We start from the raw sequence: 22,409 nt of genomic DNA, 5'->3' as shown, positions 1-22,409 counted from the left end.
GCGGTCGCCTATGGTCGATCCGAAGCGGGTGGACCTCAACTGAATGGCGACTGAAAAGCGTAACTTTCTCGGCGTAAGGCGTTCGGCCACCGGTGTTTCCTGGGAACATCGCCTGACCGAACGCCAGGACATGCTGGCGCTCGCCATCGCCCAGGGGCATGGCGTGCCCGACATCGTCGCCCGTGTGCTTGCCGGCCGCGGCGTGCTGCCCGAGGACACCGAGCGTTTCCTCGACCCCACCATCCGCGACCTGTTGCCCGATCCGGCCTCGCTGACCGACATGGACAAGGCGGCATCGCGCCTTGCCGACGTCGTGCTGCGCAGGGAAAAGGTCGCGATCTTCGGCGACTATGACGTCGATGGTGCCTGTTCGTCGGCGCTGGTGAAGCGATTTCTCACCCATTTCGGCATCGAGTCCGAGATCTACATTCCCGACCGCATCTTCGAAGGTTACGGCCCGAACCCGGATGCGATGCGTGAGCTTATCGGGCGCGGCGCGAGCCTGATCGTCACCGTCGACTGTGGTACCAACAGCGCCGCCTCTATCGACGCGGCCAACGAGGCCGGCGCCGATGTCGTGGTGCTCGATCATCACCAGGTCGGCGGCGCGCTGCCGAATGCGGTTGCCGTGGTCAATCCGAACCGCGACGACGATCTCTCCGGCCAAGGCCATCTCTGCGCTGCCGGCGTCACCTTCCTGGCCTTGGTGCAGACGGCAAAGGTGATGCGCGCGCGACTGCCTGACGCGCCGCGCCCCGATCTGCTCAAGCTGCTCGACCTTGTGGCACTTGCGACGGTCGCCGATGTCGTGCCGTTGACCGGCGTGAACAGGGCCTTCGTCGTCAAGGGGCTGCAGGCCATGCGGCAGCAGAACAATGTCGGGCTGACGGCACTCGCCCGCGTCGCGCGTATCGGCGAGCCGCTCAACACCTTCCACCTGTCCTTCCTGCTCGGCCCGCGCATCAATGCCGGCGGGCGCATCGGCGACGCGGCGCTCGGCAGCAAGCTGCTTGCCACCGACGATCCGGTCGAAGCCGGAACCATCGCCGAAACGCTCGACCGCCTGAACCAGGAGCGCCAGGCGATGGAAACGGAGATGCTGGCCGAGGCACGCGCCGAGGCCGATGCCGAAATCGGCGCCGGACCGGGCCCGGCCGTGTTGGTCACCGCGAGCACCACATGGCACCCCGGCATCGTTGGCTTGCTGGCATCGCGTCTCAAGGATCACGCGCGCCGCCCGGCTTTTGCGATTGCCTTCAACCCGAATGGCATTGGCACAGGGTCGGGCCGTTCCGTGTCGGGTTTCGACCTTGGCCGGCTGGTGCGCGAAGCGGTCGAAGCCGGACTGCTGGTCAAAGGTGGCGGGCACGCCATGGCGGCCGGCATCACCGTTGAGCGCGCCAAGCTGGGCGAGTTGCGCGCCTTCTTCGAGCAGCGCGCCGCAGCCGACGTGTTCCGCCTGCAGGATGAGGAAAGCCTGAAGATCGACGGTGCGCTGGCCGCGGAAGGCGCGACGCTGAACCTCGTCGACGCGCTGGAGAAGGCAGGACCGTTCGGGGCAGGGCATGTGCCGCCCGTTTTCGTCCTGCCAAGGCATCGCATCGCCGATGCCAGGCTGGTCGGCACCGCACATATCCGCATCGACCTGCGTTCGGAAAGCGGCGGCAAGGTCCAGGCGATGGCGTTCAGGGCGGCGGAGACGCCACTTGGCGATTTCCTGTTCCGGAACCGCGACCGTGCGATCCACGTCGCCGGTTCGATTTCGGTCAATCATTGGAATGGCAGCCGGACGGCTCAGTTCAGGATCGTCGACGCGTCGCTGGCCGGTCCTTGACCGAGAGCTGCGCTTATCCGAGAACCGCCTGAAGCCTCAGGATCTCTTCCATCTGCGCCTTTGTCGCCTCGTAGCCGAGCCGGATGGCCTCGTCGGCGCGGTGGAATTCGGACAGGCCGATTAGGCCGAGCTTGGGCTGGATCGACAGATCTGGCGGATCGCCGGCAAGCCGCGCGCGGGAAATGCGATCCTGGATGATGTTGAACGCTTCGACCATGACACCCGTGATGCCGAGCCGTGCCTCGCGCTCGCTTTGAGCGGAGTTCTCTCCCGGTGCTGCCGGACGTTCGACCACCAGTTCGCCAGCGCTATGCTTGATTACTGCCGCGCGGCCGAACAGGTCGTAGTGCAGGTTGACCGCAACGACCAAGGGCTGCTCGTTGGCGCGGCAGACCGAAACCGGCACCGGATTGACTAGCGCCCCGTCGACCAGCACGCGGCCGTTGCAGGTGACCGGCTCGAACACGCCGGGCAGGGCGTACGACGCCCGCATCGCCTTGATCAGCGAACCGCTCGACAGCCAGATCTCGTGGCCGGTGCGGATTTCGGTCGCAACGCAGACGAAGGGTTTCGGCAGATCCTCGAAGGTGATGCTGCCCATGTGCTGCTGCATGCGAGAATCGAGCTTCATGCCGCCGAACAGTCCGCTGCCGCCGAGCTTGAAGTCGAACAGGCCGAAGATGCGGCGCTTGGTCAGGCTACGGGCGAATTCCTCGAGCTGGTCGAGCTTTCCGGCGAGATAGCAGCCACCGACGAGGGCACCGATCGAAGTGCCGGCGATCATGTTGATGCGGATGCCGGCTTCATCAAGCGCGCGCAGCACGCCGATATGGGCCCAGCCGCGTGCAGCACCGCCGCCGAGCGCCAGTGAAATGCCGTTCTGTCTTGCTGTTTCGGGAACGTTCGAACTTGTGCCGGAAGAAAAGCCATTGGCTTCCCGGACGTTCTGGCGCGCATAGAATGACGCCCATTCGAGCATGGCACACTCCCTGTTCCCAAATACAGACTACTCCGGACCCGTATTAAAATCGTGAATCTCTGTGTTCTGGAACAGGTAGCCGGTTCACGTTTTCTTGCGGTAGGTCTCGTCGACATCGAACAGCGGATCGCTGCCGTCCGCGCTGAGCGTCGCGACATTGCCTTGTCGTCCCACCGTCCGATAGAAACAAGAACGCCGGCCGGTGTGACAGGTTGCGTCGTGGCCGCTCACTTTTACCTTGAGCCACACCGCGTCCTGGTCGCAGTCGGTGCGAATCTCCTGGACGTGCTGGAAATTGCCCGAGGTTTCGCCCTTCTTCCAAAGCGCGTTGCGCGAGCGCGACCAATAGTGGGCAATGCCGGTCTCGATGGTCAAGGCCAGCGCTTCGGCATTCATGTGCGCGACCATCAAGAGCATGCCGTCGGCGGCGTCGGTCACCACGGCGGTGACCAGGCCGTTGACGTCGAAACGTGGCGAGAACAGCTCGCCCTCTTCGAGGGCGCGCTTGTCGTTGGAAGCTTCGGGAAATTGCAAGGTCATCGCCGGGGTCCTAAGTCGGGGCTCCGGCGAAGCGGGATCAGATCCCGCCGCCGCCGGCTCGCACCATGGTCACGAACCGGACCTGTTCTTCGGGGGTGTCCCGGAAAACGCCGGTGAATGTGGAGGTCAGGGTCGTCGAACCCTGCTTCCGGATGCCGCGCATGGCCATGCACATATGCTCGGCCTCGATCATCACGGCGACGCCGCGCGGATTTAGCACGTCCTGGATGACACCGGCAATCTGCGCCGTCATCGCTTCCTGCGTCTGCAGGCGGTGGGCGAAGATATCGACGACGCGGGCGATCTTGGAGAGACCGACGACCTTGCCATCCGGCAGATAGCCGACATGAGCCTTGCCGATGATCGGCACCATATGGTGCTCGCAATGCGAATGGAACTTGATGTCACGAACGATGACCAGGTCGTCGTAGCCGGCGACTTCCTCGAATGTGCGGCCAAGCTCGTCGGCCGGGCACATGTCGTAGCCATTGAACATTTCACGGAAAGCCTTGGTCACGCGCTTGGGCGTGTCGATCAGGCCTTCGCGCTGTGGATCGTCGCCGGTCCAGCGCAGGAGCACCTTCACAGCGGCTTCGACCTCCGCCTCGGTCGGGCGGTCGGTTGCAGGCCTGTCCATATAGGCTGATTGCGGCATCAGCTTCTTCGCTACGGCATCCATATCAGGCGTCTCCAGTAGTCCCTGTCAGAGCAGGGACGAGTTGAACGGACACAGCCACTTTAGGGACCACCGGAACGAGTGCCGTACCCAAAGCTGCTTATCTTGCTCTAATCCCGATGCCTTTTCAGCTCCTTGTCGGGAGGCGAGCGCCACCATTATATATGGGTGAAGACGACGATTGGAAGATGCGTCAGCGACAAGAGTTGTTCATCACACGCACTCAGAGTGAAAAAAGTTGATCGACGACATTTACAACACGAAAATTCTCGGTTTCGCCGGCAATATCGGCCGGCTCGGCCGGCTCGATCACCCCGACGCGACGGCGACAGCACATTCCAAGCTGTGCGGGTCGACGGTCACGATCGATCTGGCGATGAAGGACGGTATCGTCACCGACTTCGCCCATGAGGTGAAAGCCTGCGCTCTCGGCCAGGCGTCGTCATCGATCATGGCCGAGCATGTCGTCGGCGCCAGCGCCGATGAATTGCGCGCCGTGCGCGAAACGATGCTGCGCATGCTCAAGGAAGGCGGCACGCCGCCGGAGGGCAGATTCGGCGACCTGAAATATCTCGAGCCGGTGCGCGACTATAAGGCGCGGCACGCCTCGACGATGCTGACCTTCGACGCCGTGGTCGACGCCATCGGTCAGATCGAGCGCAGCTAGGCTGACGCCAGGCAGTTGTCGAGAATCTCCAGGCTTTCGGCGAATTCGGCCTTGATCCATTCGGCGAAGCACTGTGCCGGCTCGGATAGCTTGGCCAGGTTCTTCGCCACCAGCCAGTAGCCGCCGCAGACGACGTTGGTCTCGAACGGCTTGACCAGCGTTCCTGCCTGAAGCTCCTCGTAGACCAGCAAAAGGTCGCCAAGGGCGACACCGTGGCCGAGCATCGCCGCCTGTTTCGACAACGCCGCGTCGGCCAGCAACGGCCCGCGCTCCGGGACGGATGCCTCGTCGGCACCCGCCGCCTCGAACCAGCGTGCCCAGCCCTGGCGGTTTTCCTCATGCAACAGCGTGTAGCGGCGCAGGTCCGCAGGGGAGTCCAGTGGCGGGCCGGACGCCAGCAGCGCCGGCGACAGGATTGGCGAATCGACGACCATCCCCAAAAGTTCCGACTCGCTGCGCGGCCACGAGCTGTTGTGGGCGCTGAAGCGCAAGGCGAGCTCGGCCTGGTCGCTGCGGAAATCGATCAGGCGCGGGTCGACATCGAGCGCGATCTCGATGTCGGGGCGCATCTCGCGAAACTTGTTGAGCCGCGGCAGGAGCCAGCTGGCAGCGAGCGCGGGCTCGGCACTGACGCTGACCACTGAAAGGGAAGGCCGTGTCGCCAGTTCGGAAAGCCGGCGGTCGATGTCGTCGAAGCTCTTGACCAGCTGCTGCAGCAGTTTCTGGCCCGGCTCGGTCAGTTCGACACGACGGTGATAGCGCACGAACAGCGGCTGGCGCAGGAAACTTTCCAGCTCGCGGATCTGGCGGCTGATGGCCGCCTGGGTGACAAACAGCTCGTCGGCTGCGCGGCTGAAACTCAGGTGCCGCCCGGCTGCCTCGAAACTTCTCAATGCCGTCAGCGGAAGCCGCCCGCGGTTCATTCGCATAATCTCAAGTTATCCAAGCTGGACGTTATACTCGTTTGAAGAGCACGGCTAGAGGCCGTCTAATCCTCCGACACAAGGAGGCAAAACCATGCCAACGCTCTTCAACGCCTACGCCGAGATGTTCCGCATCGCGACCTTTCAGGCCGACCATGCCATCCAAAGAACGAAGTGCTGCGACGCCGACCGGCTTCAACTCGACGCTCCGCAACGGCGGTGCCCCCACCGCGGGGCGAAGCTTGGCTGGAATGCGTGACACGGCGCCGCAGCGGCGAGGTGGTAGATGCCGAACATTGCGTCTGCATGGCGGAATGGACATCTATAGCGAATAGATTCCGATCGGCGGAGACGATGGACCACGGACATGACCAATCACGCGGCACCGCCGCGCGCGGCCGCAACTGGGCCGGGCCGTGGCGCAAGACGCCCGGCCGGGTGCTCGGCACCTCGTTGGTCCGGCTTTACCAGCTGACGCTCTCGGGCTTTATCGGCAATTCGTGCCGGCACCTGCCGACCTGTTCGGAATATGCGCATGAGGCGATTGCGCGCCACGGCTTGTGGGCCGGCGGCTGGATGGGCCTGTTTCGCGTCCTGCGTTGCGGCCCCTGGGGCACCCATGGCATCGACCGGGTGCCGGAGAGCCTTGCCGCGCCCTATGTTTGGTACGTGCCGTGGCGCTATTGGCTGATTGGTCGACGTCCATCGGGGCATTGAAGTGGATGCAGCGCGCGCCGCATATCAGTTAACGCCGATATTTTCCGGTTTACCCTTTGCTCAGGCTAAGACAGCTCAGTCCAAGTTGAGCCATATTCGAGACAATTGCCGTCCATAGTCCTTTGCCGCCAACCGACAGAGGATGTCATGACAGTGCTTGTTTCGTTTCGTCGATCTTCGATCTTCGCTTTCTTCTCTCTGCTTGCAGTGCCTTTTGCCGCGGCGCAGGCGGCCGCCAATGATGCGGCGCTCAAGCCGGTGTTCGAATGCACGCTGATTGTCGATGCCCAGAACGGCGCGACCTTGCGCCGCGACGGTACCTGTGACCGGCGCGTGAGCGCGGCATCGACGTTCAAGGTGCCATTGGCACTGATGGGCTATGATGCCGGCATCCTCACCGATGCGCATACGCCGCGCTGGGATTACAAACCGGAATTCAACGCCATCAAACGCGACCACAGGCCCGTCGACCCGACGATCTGGGAAAAGGATTCCGTCGTCTGGTACTCCCAGCAGATCACCCGCAAGCTCGGCAACGAGCGCTTTGCCGGCTATGTCCAGAGCTTCAACTACGGCAATGGCGACATCACGGGCAATCCGGGCAAAAAGGATGGCCTGACCCACTCGTGGCTGAGTTCGTCGCTGCAGATTTCGCCAGATGAGCAGGCGGCATTCATCAGGCGTATTCTCGATCGCAAGCTTTCGGTCTCGGCCAAGGCATACGACATGACCGGCCAGATCCTGCCTGCCTTCGACGCCGGCGACTGGAAGGTCCAGGGCAAGACTGGTACCGGCTGGCTGACCAACAAGGCAGGCACCCAAAATCGCACCAGGCCGTTTGGCTGGTTCGTCGGTTGGGCCGAAAAGGACGGCCGGAAGGTCGTCTTTGCCAGGCTGTTCGTCAACGAAGGCAAGAGCCCGGTACTCATGGGACCAAAGGTGCGCGCCGACTTCCTCACCGATCTGCCAGGGTTGATGAAGTCGGCCAACTAGTTCCAGGCTCCTCCGAAATGACGCAGCGGCGCTCGAAGCGCCGCTGTTTGGCTTTACGAGCCAGAAAACTCCCCCTAAAAGACCCCTCGCTGCCGGACGCATCCGGTTTTTTTACCACCCGCGCTCGTTTGCGGGACTGGATAGGAGAAGAGCTTTGTCGAATTCCGTTTCCCTGACATTTCCCGATGGTTCCGTCCGCGACTACGACGCGGCAATGACCGGTGTTGCATTGGCCGAGTCGATCTCGAAGTCGCTGGCCAAGAAGGCGGTGGCCTATGCCGTCGACGGCACCGTGCGCGATCTTTCCGATCCGCTCGGCAAGTCCGGCAAGGTCGAGATCGTGACCCGCGACGACCCGCGCGCGCTCGAGCTGATCCGCCACGACACCGCGCATGTTTTGGCGGAGGCCGTGCAGGAGCTGTGGCCCGGAACCCAGGTCACCATCGGCCCTGTCATCGACAACGGCTTCTATTATGATTTCGCCCGCAACGAGCCTTTCACGCCGGAGGATTTCCCGGCGATCGAAAAGAAGATGCGCGAGATCATCGGCCGCAACAAGCCGTTCACCAAGCAGGTCTGGTCGCGCGACAAGGCCAAGCAGGTGTTCCGCGACAAGGGCGAGGCCTACAAGCTTGAGCTGATCGACGCGATCCCCGAGGACCAGAACCTCAACATCTACGCCCAGGGCGAGTGGTTCGACCTGTGCCGCGGCCCGCACATGGCTTCGACCGGCCAGATCGGCAGCGCCTTCAAGCTGATGAAGGTCGCCGGTGCTTACTGGCGTGGCGACAGCAACAACCCGATGCTGACGCGCATCTATGGCACGGCCTGGGCTGACCAGGCCCAGCTCGACCAGTATCTGCACATGCTGGAAGAGGCGGAGAAGCGCGACCATCGCCGCCTCGGCCGCGAAATGGACCTGTTCCATTTCCAGGAAGAGGGGCCGGGTGTCGTGTTCTGGCATGCCAAGGGCTGGAAGATGTTCCAGAACCTGGTCAGCTACATGCGCCGCCGCCTCGACCAGCAGGGCTACCAGGAAGTCAACGCGCCGCAGGTGCTCGACAAGAGCCTGTGGGAGACCTCGGGCCACTGGGGCTGGTATCGCGACGCGATGTTCAAGGTGACGGTTGCTGGTGACGACACCGACGACGACCGCGTCTTTGCGCTGAAGCCGATGAACTGCCCGGGTCACGTGCAGATCTTCAAGCATGGCCTGAAGTCGTACCGCGACCTGCCGGTGAAGCTCGCCGAATTCGGCAACGTTCACCGGTACGAGCCGTCGGGCGCGCTGCACGGACTGATGCGCGTGCGCGGCTTCACCCAGGACGATGCGCATATCTTCTGCACCGAGGAACAACTCGCCGCCGAGTGCCTGCGCATCAACGATCTGATCCTGTCGACCTATGCCGACTTCGGTTTCAACGAGATTTCGGTGAAGCTGTCGACAAGGCCCGACAAACGCGTCGGCTCCGACGAGGCATGGGATCACGCCGAAGAGATCATGGGCAATGTGCTCAAGACCATCGAGGCGCAGTCCGGCAACCGCATCAAGACGTCGATCAATCCGGGCGAGGGTGCCTTCTACGGCCCCAAGTTCGAATACGTCCTGCGTGATGCGATCGGCCGCGAATGGCAGTGCGGCACGACCCAGGTCGATTTCAACCTGCCCGAACGCTTCGGCGCCTTCTACATCGGCTCGGATTCCGAGAAGAAGCAGCCGGTCATGGTCCACCGCGCCATCTGTGGTTCGATGGAACGTTTCCTCGGCATCCTGATCGAGAACTATTCGGGCCACTTCCCGCTGTGGTTCGCGCCGCAGCAGGTGGTGGTGACGACGATCACCTCGGACGCCGACGACTATGCGCGTTCGGTCGCTGCCAAGCTCAAGGCCGCTGGCCTGTCGGCCGAAGTCGACCTGCGCAACGAAAAGATCAACTACAAGGTCCGCGAGCACTCGCTGGCCAAGGTTCCGGTCATTCTTGTCTGCGGCAAGCGCGAGGCGGAAGAGGCCACCGTCAATGTCCGCCGTCTCGGTTCGCGCGACCAGGTGTCGATGGGCCTCGACGAGGCGATCGCAGCACTTGTCGATGAGGCGATGACGCCGGACAGGCGCCGCGCGCTTACCGCCTGACACAAACAGGCTCACAGCCTGAGACAAACAAGAAGGGCGGCTCGATGCCGCCCTTTTCGGTTCAGAGGTCCGCAAGTCAGACGACTTGCTGAAGCCTAGTCGGCGCCTTCGTTGGGGTCGATGGCGGCGTCTTCCGAGGCGACGACTTCGACGTCCTGGTTGCGGCCGGCAACGACGGTGAAGTCGCGCTGGTAGATGCGGTCGCGGTTCTTGGCGATGATTGTGTAGTCGCCTTCCGACAGCACCATCGAGGCGAAGGCGCCGACAGCCTCGCGCAGCGGGTCGCCTGACTCTGTCAGCACCGACCAGGACGTGTCGGCGATGGCTTCGCCGCCGGCTTCGCGCACCAACTTGAAGGTGACGTCGGCGGCGCGGTGCTCGACGGTTGCCTCGGTCAGCTTGCCGGCTTCGACGCGGATGTCGGAGCGGATGACGGCGTTGACGCTGCCATAGGTCGAGACGACGTGATAGATGCCGGAATTGAGCCGGACTACCGAATTGGGTGCGACGTTGGGGATGATCAGCGCGCGTTCGCCGTCGCTGGTGGAATCGCCTTCGAAGATCGAGAATTTGAGCTTGGCCGGCGGGATGCGGACGCCGCCGGAAAGTACGGCGTCGAGCTTCAGGCCACCGGCGTCGAGCACCAGGCTCTCACGCTTGCCCTGCTTGCCAACGGTGATGCGCTTGGTGGCGCCGGCGCGGCCATAGGAGGCATGGACGAGGTAGCTGCCGGGCGGCAGCTGGAACATGCTGGTGCCGCCCTGGGCCGAGGCGACCAGCGGTAGCTTCCCGTCGGGTCCGGCCTCGGGGCGGAAGACGCGCCAGACCAGGCCGCGGCCGATGTCGCTGCCCTTGTCGGTCAATTGCGCGGTCAGCGTGATTTCGCCGAGCGCACCTGTTGCGAGCGGTTCGTCGCCGCGCGGTGAGGCAAAACTGGAAATGCCGGGAAGGCTCAACCCGTCGATTGCTGCGGCACCGTCCTGCGCGAAAACGGCCGCAGGCTGCACTGCGAACAGTGCGACAGCCAGAATCGGTGCGAAAAGTCGGAAGGATCCCCTCAGCATCCCTTGTTTGAAGCGCAAGGCGGTGGCAATTTCAAGGCTATTCCGGCGCGATGGGTTCTCAACCGCACTGCGCCGATGCCAGAGCAGCCACCATTTACGGACAGGCGCTTCAGCCCAACATCCAAGGAGTGCCCGCGCCGTGACATCGCCGATTATCGACTTCCTGCTGACCCGCAACTCCGCGCCGATCCCCGAACTCCGGGCGCCGGCACCGTCCGACGCCGAGATCGCCACCATTCTGGCGGCCGCAAGCCGCGTGCCCGACCACGGCCGGCTAGAGCCCTGGCGCTTCATCCTCTATCGCGGCGACGTGCGTGTCGAGATCGGCCAGAAGCTGGCTGACTTGGCTGAACGCCGGGAAGGACCGCTGCCGGAAGGCCGACGCAACCAGGAGCTTGCTCGATTCTCGCGCGCGCCGCTGGTCATCGGCGTGGTGTCCAGCCCCAAGGTCCACCCCAAGATCCCCGAATGGGAAATGTTCCTGTCGGGCGGCATGGCGGCGATGAACCTGATTACCGCAGCCAATGCGCTCGGTTACGGCACCAACATGATCACCAACTGGTATTCGGATTGCGAAGAGGGCCGCGCACTGCTTGGCCTTGCGCCGCATGAACGTGTTGTCGGCTTCGTCCATATCGGCTCCTATGATGGAGCCGGACAGGAGCGCCAGCGTCCAGACGTGGCAAAGCTCTATGCTGACTATGCCGGGCCTTGGGAGGGCTAGCACAGGTGTTCTACGAGCCGTCGAAAGGCCACGGACTACCGCATGACCCATTCAAGTCGCTGGTGTCGCCGCGGCCGATCGGCTGGATTTCGTCCGTCGGCAAGGATGGGGCGGTCAATCTCGCGCCCTATTCGTTCTTCAACGCGCTGTCCGGCAAGCCGCCGCTGGTGTGGTTTTCCTCCGAGGGTCAGAAGGACAGCGCCACCTTCGCCAGCGAAACCAGGGAGTTCGTTGCCAATCTCGTCGGGCGCGACCTGGCCGAAAAGATGAACAAGAGTTCGGTCAATGCGCCGCGCGGTGTCAGCGAGTTCGCCTATGCCGGGCTGACCCCGGTGCCTTCGCGGCTGGTGGCGCCGCCACGCGTCGCCGAGGCACCCGCTGCGCTGGAATGCAAGGTCACCGAAATCTTCCGGCCCAAGGGCCTGAACGGCCAGGAAACCGGCGCCATCGTCGTCATCGGCGAGGTCGTCGGCATCCACATCGACGAGGCCTATCTGACCGACGGGATGTTCGACGTCGTCAAGGCCGGCAACGTCTCGCGCCTCGGCTACATGGACTATTCGACGATCGATGCCATCTTCTCGATGCGGCGGCCGCGCTGGGAGGACTGAACCTCAGCCGGCGACGCCGGCAGCACGTGCCCGGGCCAGCAGGCGCTGGGCGAGGCGCAAATGCGGCCGGTCATACATCTTGCCGTTGATGCCGACCACGCCCGGATTGCCTGCCTGCTCGAAGGCGGCGACGATGGAGGCCGCGTGTGCCACCGCATCAATGGTCGGCGTGAACGCCTCGTTGATGATGGCGACCTGGTCCGGATGGATCGCCATCTTGGCGGTGAAGCCGTCACGCTCGGCTTCGAGGCACTCGGCGCGCAGGCCCTCGCCATCCCGGAAGTTGACGAAGACGGTGTCCACAGCGGCAACGTCGGCTGCCGCTGCACCCAGCACCGTCATTGCCCGCGCCAGGCGGAACACGTCGGTGTAGCGGCCGTCACTGTCGCGTGCGACGCGTGCGCCGATGGCCGCCGAAAGGTCTTCCGCCCCCCATGTCAGCCCGGCAAGCCGGGCACTTGCGCCGGCATAGCTGCCGGTCGCCAGCACGCCGGTCGGGGTTTCCGTGATGATCGGGATGATGCGGATGGCGCCGTCCGGCAGGCCGTTTTCCGCCTCATGCACACGCAGCTTGGTAGAGAGATGCTGGACGTCGGCGCCGGAATTCGACTTGGGCAGCATGATGCCGTCTGGCGCGATCGGCACGATCGCCCTGAGGTCGTCGTCGGTGAGTCCGGTCGAAAGGTCATTGACGCGCACATAGATCGACGCGCGGGTGTCGTTGCGCTTGCTGGCGATGAAGTTGGCGGCGACGCCGCGCGCATGCGCCTTGTTGTCAGGTGAGACCGAATCCTCGAGATCGACGATGACGACGTCGGCGCCGGACGAAAAACCGCGTTCGAGCTTCTTTTCGGAATCGCCTGGAACGAACAGCAGCGAGCGCATCAGGCCGCCTTCTTCTTCATCATCATCGCCTGGCGCTGGCATTTGGCAACGAGCGCGCCGTCCTGATTATAGGCGCAATGCAGGAACTCGACGATGCCGCGATCGGTTTTCGATTTCGATTCGCGCACCGAAAGCACCTCCGTCTCGACACGAATCGTGTCGCCGTGAAAGACCGGATGCGGGAAGGTGGTCTCGGTCATGCCGAGATTGCCGATGGTGGTGCCGAGCGTCGTGTCGTGCACTGAAATGCCGATCATCAGCCCGAGCGTGAACAATGAATTGACCAGCGGCTTGCCCCATTCGCTCCTGGCGGCAAAGTCGAAGTCGATGTGCAGCGGCTGGGGGTTGAGCGTCATCGTCGAGAAGAACATGTTGTCGCTCTCGGTGACGGTCTTGGTGAGCTGATGCCGGATCACCTGGCCGACGACGAATTCCTCAAGATACAGTCCAGCCATCGGCAACTCCTCCCGTTGTGCGGATTTGATAGGCGCTGCCTCGCGGCCCGGCAAGGGTTAACGGATATGGTGAACCGTTCGTAAACCTTTTCTTCCTAGGGTCGTCATTGGGTTTGGGCGCTTGCTGCCAGGGGCGAAGAAAAGCGGATGGTCGTTTCGCATTTCCTGAAATGGATAGACACAGCCAAGGTGGGCGAGCGGGCGGCCGCGGCTGCCGCACTTGCTAGCGCCTATGTCAACCGCGAGATGCCGTTCGAGGATCGATGCGCAGCTGAAGCGGCGCTCACGCTGTTGCTCGACGACCCGTCTTCGAAGGTGCGCCAGGCGCTGGCCGAGGCGCTTTCGATGAGCGTTCACGCACCGCTCCAGATCATCGCAGCTCTTGCCGCCGACCAGCCCGACGTTGCGGCGATGGTGCTGGCGCGTTCTCCCTTGCTGACCGATGCCGATCTCATCGACCGCGTCGCATCGGGCTCGAGCGCCATCCAGAAACTCGTTGCCGACCGGCCAGTCGTCTCGATGTCGCTGTCTGCCGCGATTGCCGAAGTCGGCGAAGCTGAGGCCTGTGTCGTGCTGCTGCAGAATTATGGCGCCGACATCGCCTCGCTGAGCTTCCGCCGCATGGCAGAGCGCTTGGGCCATGATGCGCACGTGCGCGAGGCACTTGTCGCCGATCTGCGCCTGCCGTCCGATTGCCGGCACCTGCTCCTGGTCAAGCTCGGCGAGGCCTTGAAGGCCTCGCCCTTCGTCATGGCATTGATGGGCGCCGCGCGCGCCGAAAAGGTGACGCGCGATGCCTGCGTCAAGTCTTCGCTGACGTTGATCGAGGGCACCCGCGCCAACGAACACATGGCGCTTGTCGAACATCTCAGATTGCGCGGCGACCTGACCGCAAGCTTCATCATCCGCATCCTTGCCCATGGCAAGGTCGATTTCTTCGGCGCTGCCCTTGTCGTCCTGACCGGTCGCGACGAACCACGGGTGAGGGCGCTGCTTTCTGCTGGGCAAGACGTCGCGCTGACCGCGCTGTTGCGCTCCGCCGGCCTCGCTGATGCGACACACGCGATCATCCTGCGGGCGCTGAAGATCTGGCGCGAAGTTGCCAATGGCCGTCGTGTCGCCGGTGCCCAGGAGGTCAGTTGGCTGATGCTCAAGGAACTGGGTGGCCAGGCAGCTGAAGGCGAATTGGCCTCTTTGGTGAAGTCGATCCACCTCGAAGCCCTGCGTGAAAACGCCCGCGGCCACGCTCTGGCGATAGCGGCCGCCTGACGGCGGGCCGCTTTCTTCATTCAAATCCGGATCAGATATCCAGCGCGTCCGCTGCGGCGAACTCGGCGCGTTCCTGGATAAAGCGGAAACGCAGCTCCGGCTTGGTGCCCATCAGCGCGTCGACGGCGCTTTTGGTGTCGTCTTCGCTCTCATTGACCTCGACACGCAGCAGCGTGCGCTTCTTCGGGTCCATCGTCGTTTCCTTGAGCTGCGAGGCCATCATCTCGCCGAGGCCCTTGAATCGACCGATCTCGATCTTGCCGCGCCCGGTGAACTCGGTCTTCAGCAACTCCTCCTTGTGGGCGTCGTCGCGGGCATAGGCGACCTTGCCGCCCTGACGGATCGAGTAGAGTGGCGGCACCGCCATGTAGAGGTGCCCACCGCGGACGAGCTCTGGCATCTCCTGGTAGAAGAAGGTGATCAAAAGCGAGGCGATGTGCGCGCCGTCGACGTCGGCGTCGGTCATGATGATGACGCGGTCGTAGCGCAGGTCCTCTTCGCGGTATTTCGAGCGCGTGCCGCAGCCGAGCGCCTGGATCAGGTCGCCGATCAACTGGTTCGATGCCAGCTTGTCGTTGCCGGCGCTGGCAACGTTGAGAATCTTGCCGCGCAGCGGCAGGATCGCCTGCATCGAGCGGTCGCGTGCCTGCTTGGCCGAGCCACCTGCCGAGTCGCCCTCGACGATGAACAGTTCGGCACCTGCTGCCGCATTCTGCGTGCAGTCGGCCAGCTTGCCGGGCAGGCGCAGCTTGCGCACCGCGCTCTTGCGCGACACTTCCTTTTCCTGGCGGCGGCGCACACGCTCGTCGGCGCGGGCGATTACCCAGTCGAGCAGCTTGGAAGCTTCCTGTGGATTGTCGGCGAGCCAGTGATCAAACGGATCGCGGATCGCCGTTTCGACGATGCGCATCGCCTCGACGGTGGCCAGCTTGTCCTTGGTCTGGCCGACGAACTCAGGCTCGCGGATGAACACCGACAGCATGCCGGCAGCGGAGATCATCACGTCTTCGCTGGTGACGATCGAGGCGCGCTTGTTGCCGACCAGATCGGCATAAGCGCGCAGGCCGCGGGTCAGAATATTGCGGAAACCCATCTCATGGGTGCCGCCGTCACCGGTCGGGATGGTGTTGCAATAGGAATTGATGAAGCCGTCGCCGCCGAACCAGGTGACGGCCCATTCGACCGAGCCGTGGCCGCTCTGCTTCTCGCTTTTGCCCGAGAAGATTTCGCGGGTGACCTGCATCTCGTTGCCGAGAGAGGCCTTGAGATAGTCGCCGAGACCGCCAGGGAAATGGAACACGGCCTTGGCCGGCGTTTCATCCTTTTCCTTGATGAGTGCCGGATCGCAGCTCCAGCGGATTTCGACGCCGCCGAACAGATAGGCCTTGGAGCGCGCCATCTTGTAGATGCGGGCCGGCAGGAAATGCGCGCCCTTGCCGAAGATGTCGGGGTCGGGGTGGAAGCGCACCTTGGTGCCGCGCCTGTTTTGGACGTCGCCGAGGCTTTCCAGTCCGCCCTGCGGGACGCCGCGCGAAAAACGCTGACGGAACAGTTTGCGGTTGCGCGCCACCTCGACTTCGAGCTGGTCGGAGAGCGCGTTGACGACGGAGACACCGACACCGTGCAGACCGCCCGAGGTCTCGTAGACCTTGGAGTCGAACTTGCCGCCGGCATGCAGCGTGGTCATGATGACCTCGAGCGCCGACTTGTTCTTGAACTTGGGGTGCGGATCGACCGGGATGCCGCGACCGTTATCGGTGACGGTGAGGAAACCCTCGGCGTCGAGCTCGACCTCGATGAAGGTCGCATGGCCAGCCACCGCCTCGTCCATCGAGTTGTCGATGACTTCGGCAAAGAGATGGTGCAGCGCCTTTTCGTCGGTGCCGCCGATATACATGCCGGGGCGACGGCGGACGGGCTCCAGGCCTTCGAGAACTTCGATGTCGGCAGCACTGTAGCTGTCGCTGGCGTCCTTTGCCGGAGCAGGGCGCTTCGCTGCAGCGGCCGCAGCGACCAGCGGGTCGACCGGACGGGAAACGGGGCGTGCAGGCTGATTGCCGAGATTGCCGAAAAGGTCGCTGTTGTCGTCCATGCTCAATAGGGTTTTTCCGCGCTGCGAATCACTTGTCGAGTTTGCCAGTTTTGCCGGTCCGGCAACAGTTCCTGATCTGTTCGTCCCCCGCCCGTTCGATATGCCCGAATTGGCAGGGCCGGCGCAACCTTTCGTAAACGCTAACCGAAGTCGCAGCAGTTGAACGACGGTGACAGCGCCTGTCTTAGGTTGCGGCTTACCCGGAATGTCCAATAACTGCTGCCCGAACATTCGGACATCAGGAAGGCCGCGCCCCCGTGCTTGACTTCGGTTCCTTGTTGCTCGCCACGGCCCTTTCGGGGGCGTGCCTGAGCGGAACGCTCGTCGCGATCTGGCTGACGGCGCGTCAGTCCCGTTTCGTGCTTACGATGGCGGTGGGGATACTACTTCTCGTCACCCATGTCATCGCCTTTTGGCTCTACGGCCAATATGCCTCGCCATGGCTTGGGCAGGGCATGCTGGCGCTGCTCGTCGCCGGCTTCTTCGTCGTCTTCACCTCCGCCGACCAGTATATCGAGCGTGGCTGGTCGAAACCGGCAGCTCTGCCGGTGGCCGGCATCATCGCCCTGACGGTCGCAGTCACCGCCGCTGGCTTCGACGGCATCGGCTTCGTCATCGCCTATTCGGCCGTGACAGGCATCCTTGTCATGACTGCGACCGCGTTCTGGACGTGCAAGGACGTCGATCGCCGCGTGCTGGCCCCGGTCTCGCTGCTCACCGGCAGCAGCGCCGTCTCCTTTGCACTCTGCGCTTTCGTCATCGTCCAGCACAAGCAGTGGGTGCTGGGCGGTGTGCCGAAAAACTGGGCCGAGGACGTCAACACGGTCGTTGTCGTTGCCTGCATGACCGCGCTCGGCGCGCTTACCATCTCCTTCCATCATCTGCGCACGCAAAGCCGGCTGACCGAGGAAACGCTGACCGATCCGCTGACCGGCCTGATGAACCGGCGAGCTCTGAACTCGCTGCATGGCGACACCCGCTTCGGCCGGAGCATGGCTTTGGCCATGGTCGACCTCGACCACTTCAAGCGCACCAACGATATCTTCGGCCATGCCGTGGGTGACCGGGTGCTGCAACGGTTCGCGGACATCGTACGAAGGCAGTCCCGGGACGGTGTCGAGGTGTTCCGCCTCGGCGGCGAGGAGTTTGCCATCGTCATCGCGGGGAAGAGCGCGCTGGAGGTCTACGACATCCTGCGTAAGATCGGCGCGTCTTTTGGCGCCGAGGTTGTCGGCACCAAGCTCGGCCCGCTCAGGAGCACAGTCAGCGTCGGTGTCTGTTTTGGCGATGACGAGGCCAGAAGCCTGGAGCAGCAGCTTCTCGGCGCCGATGCAGCCCTCTACGCCGCCAAGCGCGCCGGCCGCAACCGCGTTGCAACGGCAGAGACTGCGGACAGCGGTACCTACCGCGAGCCCGAGCTTTTGTTCGCCTGACGGTTTTGGCGACCGGAAATGCGGCCTGCAAGCATTTGAATCAGAAGCATGAATCAAATCGGCGGCGCCCGTGAGGTGCGCCGCCGATGAAAGTGTTTGCTGGTCAGATTACTCGGCGGCGCCGAGATACTCGCTCAGCGGCGGGCAGGCGCAGACCAGGTTGCGGTCGCCGGCGACGTTGTCGATACGCGACACCGGCGGCCAGTACTTGGCGACAGTGTCGGGATCGCCGCCGGGATAGGCCGCTTCGAGGCGCGAGTAGGGATGCTTCCACTCGCCGGCCAGCGTTTCGGTCGCCGTGTGGGGCGCATTGACCAGCGGATTGTCATCCCTAGGCCACTCGCCCTTTTCGACTTTCGCTGCTTCGCTGGCGATCGCAATCATCGCATCGCAGAAACGGTCGATCTCGTGCTTCGGCTCGGACTCGGTCGGCTCGACCATCAGCGTGCCGGCAACCGGCCACGACATGGTCGGTGCATGGAAGCCGTAGTCGATCAGCCGCTTGGCAATGTCTTCGACCGATATGCCGGCCCGCTCCTTGAGCACGCGGGTGTCGAGGATGCACTCATGCGCCACGCGGCCGTTCTTGCCCTTGAACAGCACTGGATAGTGCCCCTCGAGCTTGCTGACGATGTAGTTGGCATTGAGGATCGCCGTTTCCGTCGCGTGCTTGAGGCCCGAAGCGCCCATCATCCGGATGTACATCCAGGTGATCGGCAGGATCGAGGCGCTGCCGAAGGGGGCAGCCGACACCGCATGCGCGCTGCCGATTTCGACATGGCCGGGAAGGAACGGCGCCAGATGCGACTTGACGCCGATCGGGCCGATGCCGGGGCCGCCGCCGCCATGCGGAATGCAGAAGGTCTTGTGCAGGTTCATGTGGCAGACGTCGGCACCGATGTCGGCCGGCCGCGAAAGCGCGACCATCGCGTTCAGGTTGGCACCGTCGAAATAGACCTGGCCGCCATGGGCATGGACGATCTCACAGATGTCGCGTGCGCCTTCCTCGAACACGCCATGCGTCGACGGGTAGGTGAACATCAGCGCAGCCAGCTTGTCGGCGTGCTGCTCGGCCTTCACCTTGAGGTCGGTGACGTCGATGTCGCCGTCTTCGAGGCAGTGCACGACAACCACGTCCATGCCGGCCATCGCCGCACTGGCCGGGTTGGTGCCATGCGCCGAAGACGGGATCAGGCAGATGTTGCGCTGCGTCTCGCCACGCGAATGGTGATAGCGGCGGATCGCCAGAAGACCGGCATATTCACCCTGGCTGCCGGCATTCGGCTGCAGGCTGACGGCGTCGAAGCCGGTGATTTCGCACAGCCATGCTTCGAGGTCGTCGGTCATCGCGCGATAACCGAGCGAATGGCTGGTCGGCGCGAACGGATGCAGGTTGGCGACCGACGGCCAGCTGACCGGCATCATCTCGGCGGCGGCATTGAGCTTCATCGTGCAGGAGCCGAGCGGGATCATGGCGCGGTCGAGCGCCAGGTCCTTGTCGGCCAGCCTGCGCAGGAAGCGCATCATGTCGGTTTCCGATCGGTTCTGGTGGAACACCGGCTGGGTCAGGAACTCCTTGCCGCGCGGCTGGCCCGGCAGCGAACGCTTGGCTTCGGCCACGACCTTTGCGCCAAACAGGGCAGCGATCGCTTCGAGATCGGCAGCTGTCGAGGTCTCGTCGAAGGCGACCGAGACATGGTCGGCGTCGATGACACGCAGCAGGCGGCCGGTCTTCTCGGCCTCGGCGGCAATAGCCTCGACCTTGCCCTTGGCCTCGATGGTGACAGTGTCGAAACGTTTGTCGCCAAGCACCGGCAGGCCGGCGGCTTTCAGGCTCTCGGCAAGACGGCTGGCCAGCGCGTGGACCCGCTCGGCGATCGCCTGCAGGCCGACCGAGCCGTGCCAGATGGCATAAGATGCCGCCATGTTGGCGAGCAGAGCCTGTGCGGTGCAGATGTTCGACGTCGCCTTGTCGCGGCGGATGTGCTGTTCGCGGGTCTGCAGTGCAAGGCGGTAACCGGGGCGCCCCTTGCTGTCGACCGACTGGCCAACGAGGCGGCCCGGCATCAGGCGGGTCAGCTTGTCGGAGACGGCGCAGTAAGCTGCGTGCGGACCGCCAAAGCCCATCGGCACGCCAAAGCGCTGCATCGACCCTGCGGCGATGTCTGCGCCAAGGCTGGCAGGCGTATCGGTGACGGTCAGGCTGAGCGGATCCGAGACGAAGATGACGATGGCGCCGACGGCCTTGGCCTTCTCGATCGCCGCCTTGTGGTCGCCGTAGACGCCGTTGGTGTCGGGCCAGGAAACGATCAGCGCTGCTGTGTTGTCGTCGATGGTCTCGCCGTCGATCTCGGTGCCCAGCGGCTCGGCGCGGGTACGAACGACGTCGAGGACCTGCGGATGCGCTGCACCGGCAATGGCGACGCGGCTGCGCTTGTCGCGGTGATGGCGCAGCGCGATGCCGACAGCTTCGGCAACGGCGGTTGCTTCGTCGAGCAGCGAGGCGGAGGCGACCGGCAGGCCGGTCAGTTCGGCGACCAGCGTCTGGAAGTGGAACAGGAGCTCCAGGCGGCCCTGGCTGATTTCGGCCTGGTAAGGCGTGTAGGCGGTGTACCAGGCCGGGTTCTCGAACAGGTTGCGCTGGATGACCGGAGGCACGTTGACGCCGTGATAGCCGGCACCAATGAAGCTCTTCAGCACCTTGTTGCGGCCCATCTTCTCGCCGAGCTCGGCAAGCGCTTCATGTTCGCTCGCTGGCGCCGGCAGGTTGAGCGCGCGGTCGAGCCGGATCGACTTCGGCACGGCCTGCGAAATCAGCGTTTCCACGGAGGGTACGCCGATGGCGGTGAGCATGGCGCGGGTTTGTTTTGGGCCGGGCCCGATGTGGCGGGCCGAAAAGGGATAGGGTGCGGTGGTCATCTCAGGCGATCCTGTCAACCGATATGGGCTTTGTAGCCCGCTTCATCCATCAGGCCGTCGAGCTGGCCCGCATTGGCGATCTTCATCTTCCACAGCCAGCCGTCGCCTGATGCAGCCGAATTGACGAGCGCCGGGTCGGACGAGAGCGTTGCATTGGCTTCGGTGATATCGCCGTCGATCGGCGCATAGACGTCCGATGCGGCCTTGACCGACTCGACGACCACGGCGACGTCGCCCTTGGCGAGCTTGCGGCCGGCTTCCGGCAGGTCGACGAAGACCAGGTCGCCAAGCTGTTCCTGGGCGTAGTCGGTAATGCCGACGGTAGCGATGTCGCCTTCAACGCGGATCCACTCGTGGTCTTCGGTGAAATAGGTCTTGGTCATGGAAATTATCCTTTGCGGTAGCGATGCTGCGTGAAGGGAAGAGAATGAACGTCGATGGGCACCTTGGTGCCGCGGACGTCGGCGAAGACACGGGTGCCGGCCTTGGCCAGCGACGCGGAGACATAGCCCATGGCGACCGGGAAGCCGGCCGACGGGCCAAAGCCGCCCGAGGTGACGCGGCCGATCAGCTTGCCGTCGGCATCGAACAGCTCGGCGCCGGAGCGCACCGGCTGGCGGCCTTCAGGCTTCAGGCCGACGCGCTTTTCCTTGGCGCCGTCGGCGAGGATCGCGGCAAGTGCCGCGCGGCCGACAAAGCCGCCGTCTGCGCGCAGGTCCTTGGGGATCGCCCACATCAGGCCGGCACTTGCAGGGTCGTTGTCGGGGGTGATGTCGTTGCCATGCAGGCAGAGCCCGGCTTCGAGGCGCAGGCTGTCGCGTGCGGCAAGGCCGATCCACATGGCGCGCTCGTCGGCCAGGAGCTTGGCAAGCAATTCGCGCGCGTCTGCCTCCGGCAGGCCGATCTCGAAACCATCCTCGCCGGTATAGCCGGAGCGGCTCATGAACCAGTTGGCGCGCGGCTCGAAGCCCTGCATGAAGAACAGCGCGTCGGTGGCAATGCCGGCCTTGGCGAGCACTGTGGCCGCCTCGGGGCCCTGGATCGCGATGAAGACGCGGTCGAGCGGCTCGATCGTGGCGTCGAAGTCCTTGGCCAGCGCACGCAGATGCGCTTCGTCGGTCGCTGCGTTGCCGGCGTTGGCCACCACCATGAAACGCTCGTCGCCGAGACGGGTGATGATCAGGTCGTCGATGATGCCGGCGGTCTCGGTCAGGAAGAAGGTGTATTTCGACTGCCTGGTCTCAAGCGCGCGCGCATCGAGCGGGCAGGCGCGGTTGATGAGGTCGGCGGCCCCCGTGCCGGTGACCAGGAACAGCTTCATGTGGGAGATGTCGAACAGGCCGACATGCTCGCGGGTGTGAAGGTGTTCCTTCATCACGCCCGCAGGATAGGTCAGCGGCATGTTCCAGCCGGCAAAGGCGCCGAAGCGCGCACCGGCGCCTGCATGCAGATCTGCAAGGGGGAGTTGGTTGGTGGCTTCGCCTGTCATGTCTTCTC

21 protein-coding genes are annotated in these 22,409 nt (G+C 63.9%); 10 read left to right on the top strand and 11 right to left on the bottom strand.

All coding sequences use genetic code 11. The features are described from left to right. The first annotated feature begins 43 nt into the window (after nucleotides 1–43). Entirely contained in the window at nucleotides 44–1,834 is a 1,791-nt protein-coding gene (gene recJ / locus SLT36_RS16975) for a single-stranded-DNA-specific exonuclease RecJ (RefSeq protein ID WP_432283629.1), read from the top strand. 13 nt (nucleotides 1,835–1,847) lie between these two features. On the opposite strand, the gene SLT36_RS16970 is transcribed toward recJ, so the two are convergent. From SLT36_RS16970 to folE, 3 genes are all read right to left on the bottom strand, one after another. After that, complete coding sequence (locus SLT36_RS16970; protein ID WP_154384154.1) at nucleotides 1,848–2,813, bottom strand: patatin family protein; 966 nt, start codon at nucleotides 2,811–2,813, stop codon at nucleotides 1,848–1,850. 84 nt (nucleotides 2,814–2,897) lie between these two features. Next, nucleotides 2,898–3,353, bottom strand: a complete 456-nt coding sequence (gene hisI / locus SLT36_RS16965) for a phosphoribosyl-AMP cyclohydrolase (protein ID WP_432283628.1) — start codon at nucleotides 3,351–3,353, stop codon at nucleotides 2,898–2,900. A gap of 37 nt (nucleotides 3,354–3,390) precedes the next feature. After that, complete coding sequence (folE, locus tag SLT36_RS16960) at nucleotides 3,391–4,032, bottom strand: GTP cyclohydrolase I FolE (RefSeq protein WP_214385730.1); 642 nt, start codon at nucleotides 4,030–4,032, stop codon at nucleotides 3,391–3,393. A 235-nt stretch (nucleotides 4,033–4,267) separates the two neighbouring features. Here folE and SLT36_RS16955 point away from each other — a divergent pair, with 235 nt between their 5' ends. Further along, nucleotides 4,268–4,696, top strand: coding sequence for an iron-sulfur cluster assembly scaffold protein (locus SLT36_RS16955; protein WP_432283627.1), 429 nt, complete (start codon nucleotides 4,268–4,270; stop codon nucleotides 4,694–4,696). Here the strand turns inward: SLT36_RS16955 and SLT36_RS16950 are convergent. After that, complete coding sequence (locus SLT36_RS16950; protein WP_432283626.1) at nucleotides 4,693–5,619, bottom strand: LysR substrate-binding domain-containing protein; 927 nt, start codon at nucleotides 5,617–5,619, stop codon at nucleotides 4,693–4,695. The two genes, SLT36_RS16955 and SLT36_RS16950, sit on opposite strands and share 4 nt — an antisense overlap. A gap of 94 nt (nucleotides 5,620–5,713) precedes the next feature. Between SLT36_RS16950 and SLT36_RS16945 the strand changes: the two genes are divergently transcribed. The 4 genes from SLT36_RS16945 to thrS all read left to right on the top strand — a co-directional run bounded on the left by SLT36_RS16945 (nucleotide 5,714) and on the right by thrS (nucleotide 9,460). Continuing rightward, a complete protein-coding gene (locus SLT36_RS16945; RefSeq protein WP_157097083.1) occupies nucleotides 5,714–5,878 on the top strand; it encodes a hypothetical protein in 165 nt (54 codons plus the stop codon). Between the two features lie 95 nt (nucleotides 5,879–5,973). Continuing rightward, a complete protein-coding gene (gene yidD, locus SLT36_RS16940) occupies nucleotides 5,974–6,336 on the top strand; it encodes a membrane protein insertion efficiency factor YidD (RefSeq protein WP_432283625.1) in 363 nt (120 codons plus the stop codon). Nucleotides 6,337–6,483: 147 nt separating this feature from the next. After that, complete coding sequence (gene blaOXA / locus SLT36_RS16935; RefSeq protein ID WP_432283624.1) at nucleotides 6,484–7,329, top strand: class D beta-lactamase; 846 nt, start codon at nucleotides 6,484–6,486, stop codon at nucleotides 7,327–7,329. A gap of 154 nt (nucleotides 7,330–7,483) precedes the next feature. Then, nucleotides 7,484–9,460, top strand: coding sequence for a threonine--tRNA ligase (gene thrS, locus SLT36_RS16930; protein WP_432283623.1), 1,977 nt, complete (start codon nucleotides 7,484–7,486; stop codon nucleotides 9,458–9,460). Between the two features lie 95 nt (nucleotides 9,461–9,555). Here thrS and SLT36_RS16925 read toward each other — a convergent pair whose 3' ends face one another. Further along, nucleotides 9,556–10,524 carry a hypothetical protein gene (locus SLT36_RS16925; RefSeq protein ID WP_432283622.1) on the bottom strand — a complete coding sequence of 323 codons (969 nt, stop codon included), beginning with the start codon at nucleotides 10,522–10,524 and terminating at the stop codon, nucleotides 9,556–9,558. A 139-nt stretch (nucleotides 10,525–10,663) separates the two neighbouring features. Between SLT36_RS16925 and SLT36_RS16920 the strand changes: the two genes are divergently transcribed. Together SLT36_RS16920 and SLT36_RS16915 are read left to right on the top strand one after the other, a co-directional pair. Further along, entirely contained in the window at nucleotides 10,664–11,248 is a 585-nt protein-coding gene (locus SLT36_RS16920; RefSeq protein WP_432283621.1) for a nitroreductase family protein, read from the top strand. A 5-nt stretch (nucleotides 11,249–11,253) separates the two neighbouring features. Then, nucleotides 11,254–11,859, top strand: coding sequence for a flavin reductase family protein (locus SLT36_RS16915; protein ID WP_432283620.1), 606 nt, complete (start codon nucleotides 11,254–11,256; stop codon nucleotides 11,857–11,859). A 3-nt stretch (nucleotides 11,860–11,862) separates the two neighbouring features. On the opposite strand, the gene SLT36_RS16910 is transcribed toward SLT36_RS16915, so the two are convergent. Then, nucleotides 11,863–12,744, bottom strand: coding sequence for an HpcH/HpaI aldolase/citrate lyase family protein (locus tag SLT36_RS16910; protein ID WP_432283619.1), 882 nt, complete (start codon nucleotides 12,742–12,744; stop codon nucleotides 11,863–11,865). After that, a complete protein-coding gene (locus SLT36_RS16905) occupies nucleotides 12,744–13,199 on the bottom strand; it encodes a MaoC family dehydratase (RefSeq protein ID WP_067961733.1) in 456 nt (151 codons plus the stop codon). The genes SLT36_RS16910 and SLT36_RS16905 overlap by 1 nt, the downstream gene beginning before the upstream one ends. 147 nt (nucleotides 13,200–13,346) lie before the next feature. Between SLT36_RS16905 and SLT36_RS16900 the strand changes: the two genes are divergently transcribed. Continuing rightward, nucleotides 13,347–14,468, top strand: coding sequence for a DUF2336 domain-containing protein (locus SLT36_RS16900; RefSeq protein ID WP_432283618.1), 1,122 nt, complete (start codon nucleotides 13,347–13,349; stop codon nucleotides 14,466–14,468). A gap of 31 nt (nucleotides 14,469–14,499) precedes the next feature. On the opposite strand, the gene parE is transcribed toward SLT36_RS16900, so the two are convergent. Next, entirely contained in the window at nucleotides 14,500–16,560 is a 2,061-nt protein-coding gene (parE, locus tag SLT36_RS16895) for a DNA topoisomerase IV subunit B (protein WP_432288374.1), read from the bottom strand. 257 nt (nucleotides 16,561–16,817) lie between these two features. On the opposite strand from parE, the gene SLT36_RS16890 reads away from it, so the two are divergent. Continuing rightward, entirely contained in the window at nucleotides 16,818–17,993 is a 1,176-nt protein-coding gene (locus SLT36_RS16890; RefSeq protein ID WP_432283617.1) for a diguanylate cyclase, read from the top strand. 108 nt (nucleotides 17,994–18,101) lie between these two features. Here the strand turns inward: SLT36_RS16890 and gcvP are convergent, their stop codons facing one another. From gcvP to gcvT, 3 genes are read right to left on the bottom strand one after another with little or no spacing between them, the layout of a single operon-like run. After that, nucleotides 18,102–20,912, bottom strand: coding sequence for an aminomethyl-transferring glycine dehydrogenase (gene gcvP / locus SLT36_RS16885; protein WP_432283616.1), 2,811 nt, complete (start codon nucleotides 20,910–20,912; stop codon nucleotides 18,102–18,104). 14 nt (nucleotides 20,913–20,926) lie between these two features. Then, nucleotides 20,927–21,295, bottom strand: a complete 369-nt coding sequence (gcvH, locus tag SLT36_RS16880; protein ID WP_018427756.1) for a glycine cleavage system protein GcvH — start codon at nucleotides 21,293–21,295, stop codon at nucleotides 20,927–20,929. Nucleotides 21,296–21,300: 5 nt separating this feature from the next. Further along, complete coding sequence (gcvT, locus tag SLT36_RS16875) at nucleotides 21,301–22,401, bottom strand: glycine cleavage system aminomethyltransferase GcvT (RefSeq protein WP_432283615.1); 1,101 nt, start codon at nucleotides 22,399–22,401, stop codon at nucleotides 21,301–21,303. Nucleotides 22,402–22,409 lie beyond the last annotated feature (8 nt).

The sequence above is a fragment of the Aminobacter sp. BA135 genome (assembly GCF_050859125.1).
Taxonomy (GTDB): Bacteria; Pseudomonadota; Alphaproteobacteria; order Rhizobiales; family Rhizobiaceae; genus Aminobacter; species Aminobacter ciceronei.
The sequence above is the reverse complement of the archived record's forward strand: the minus strand, read 5'-3'. Positions and strand labels throughout refer to the sequence as shown.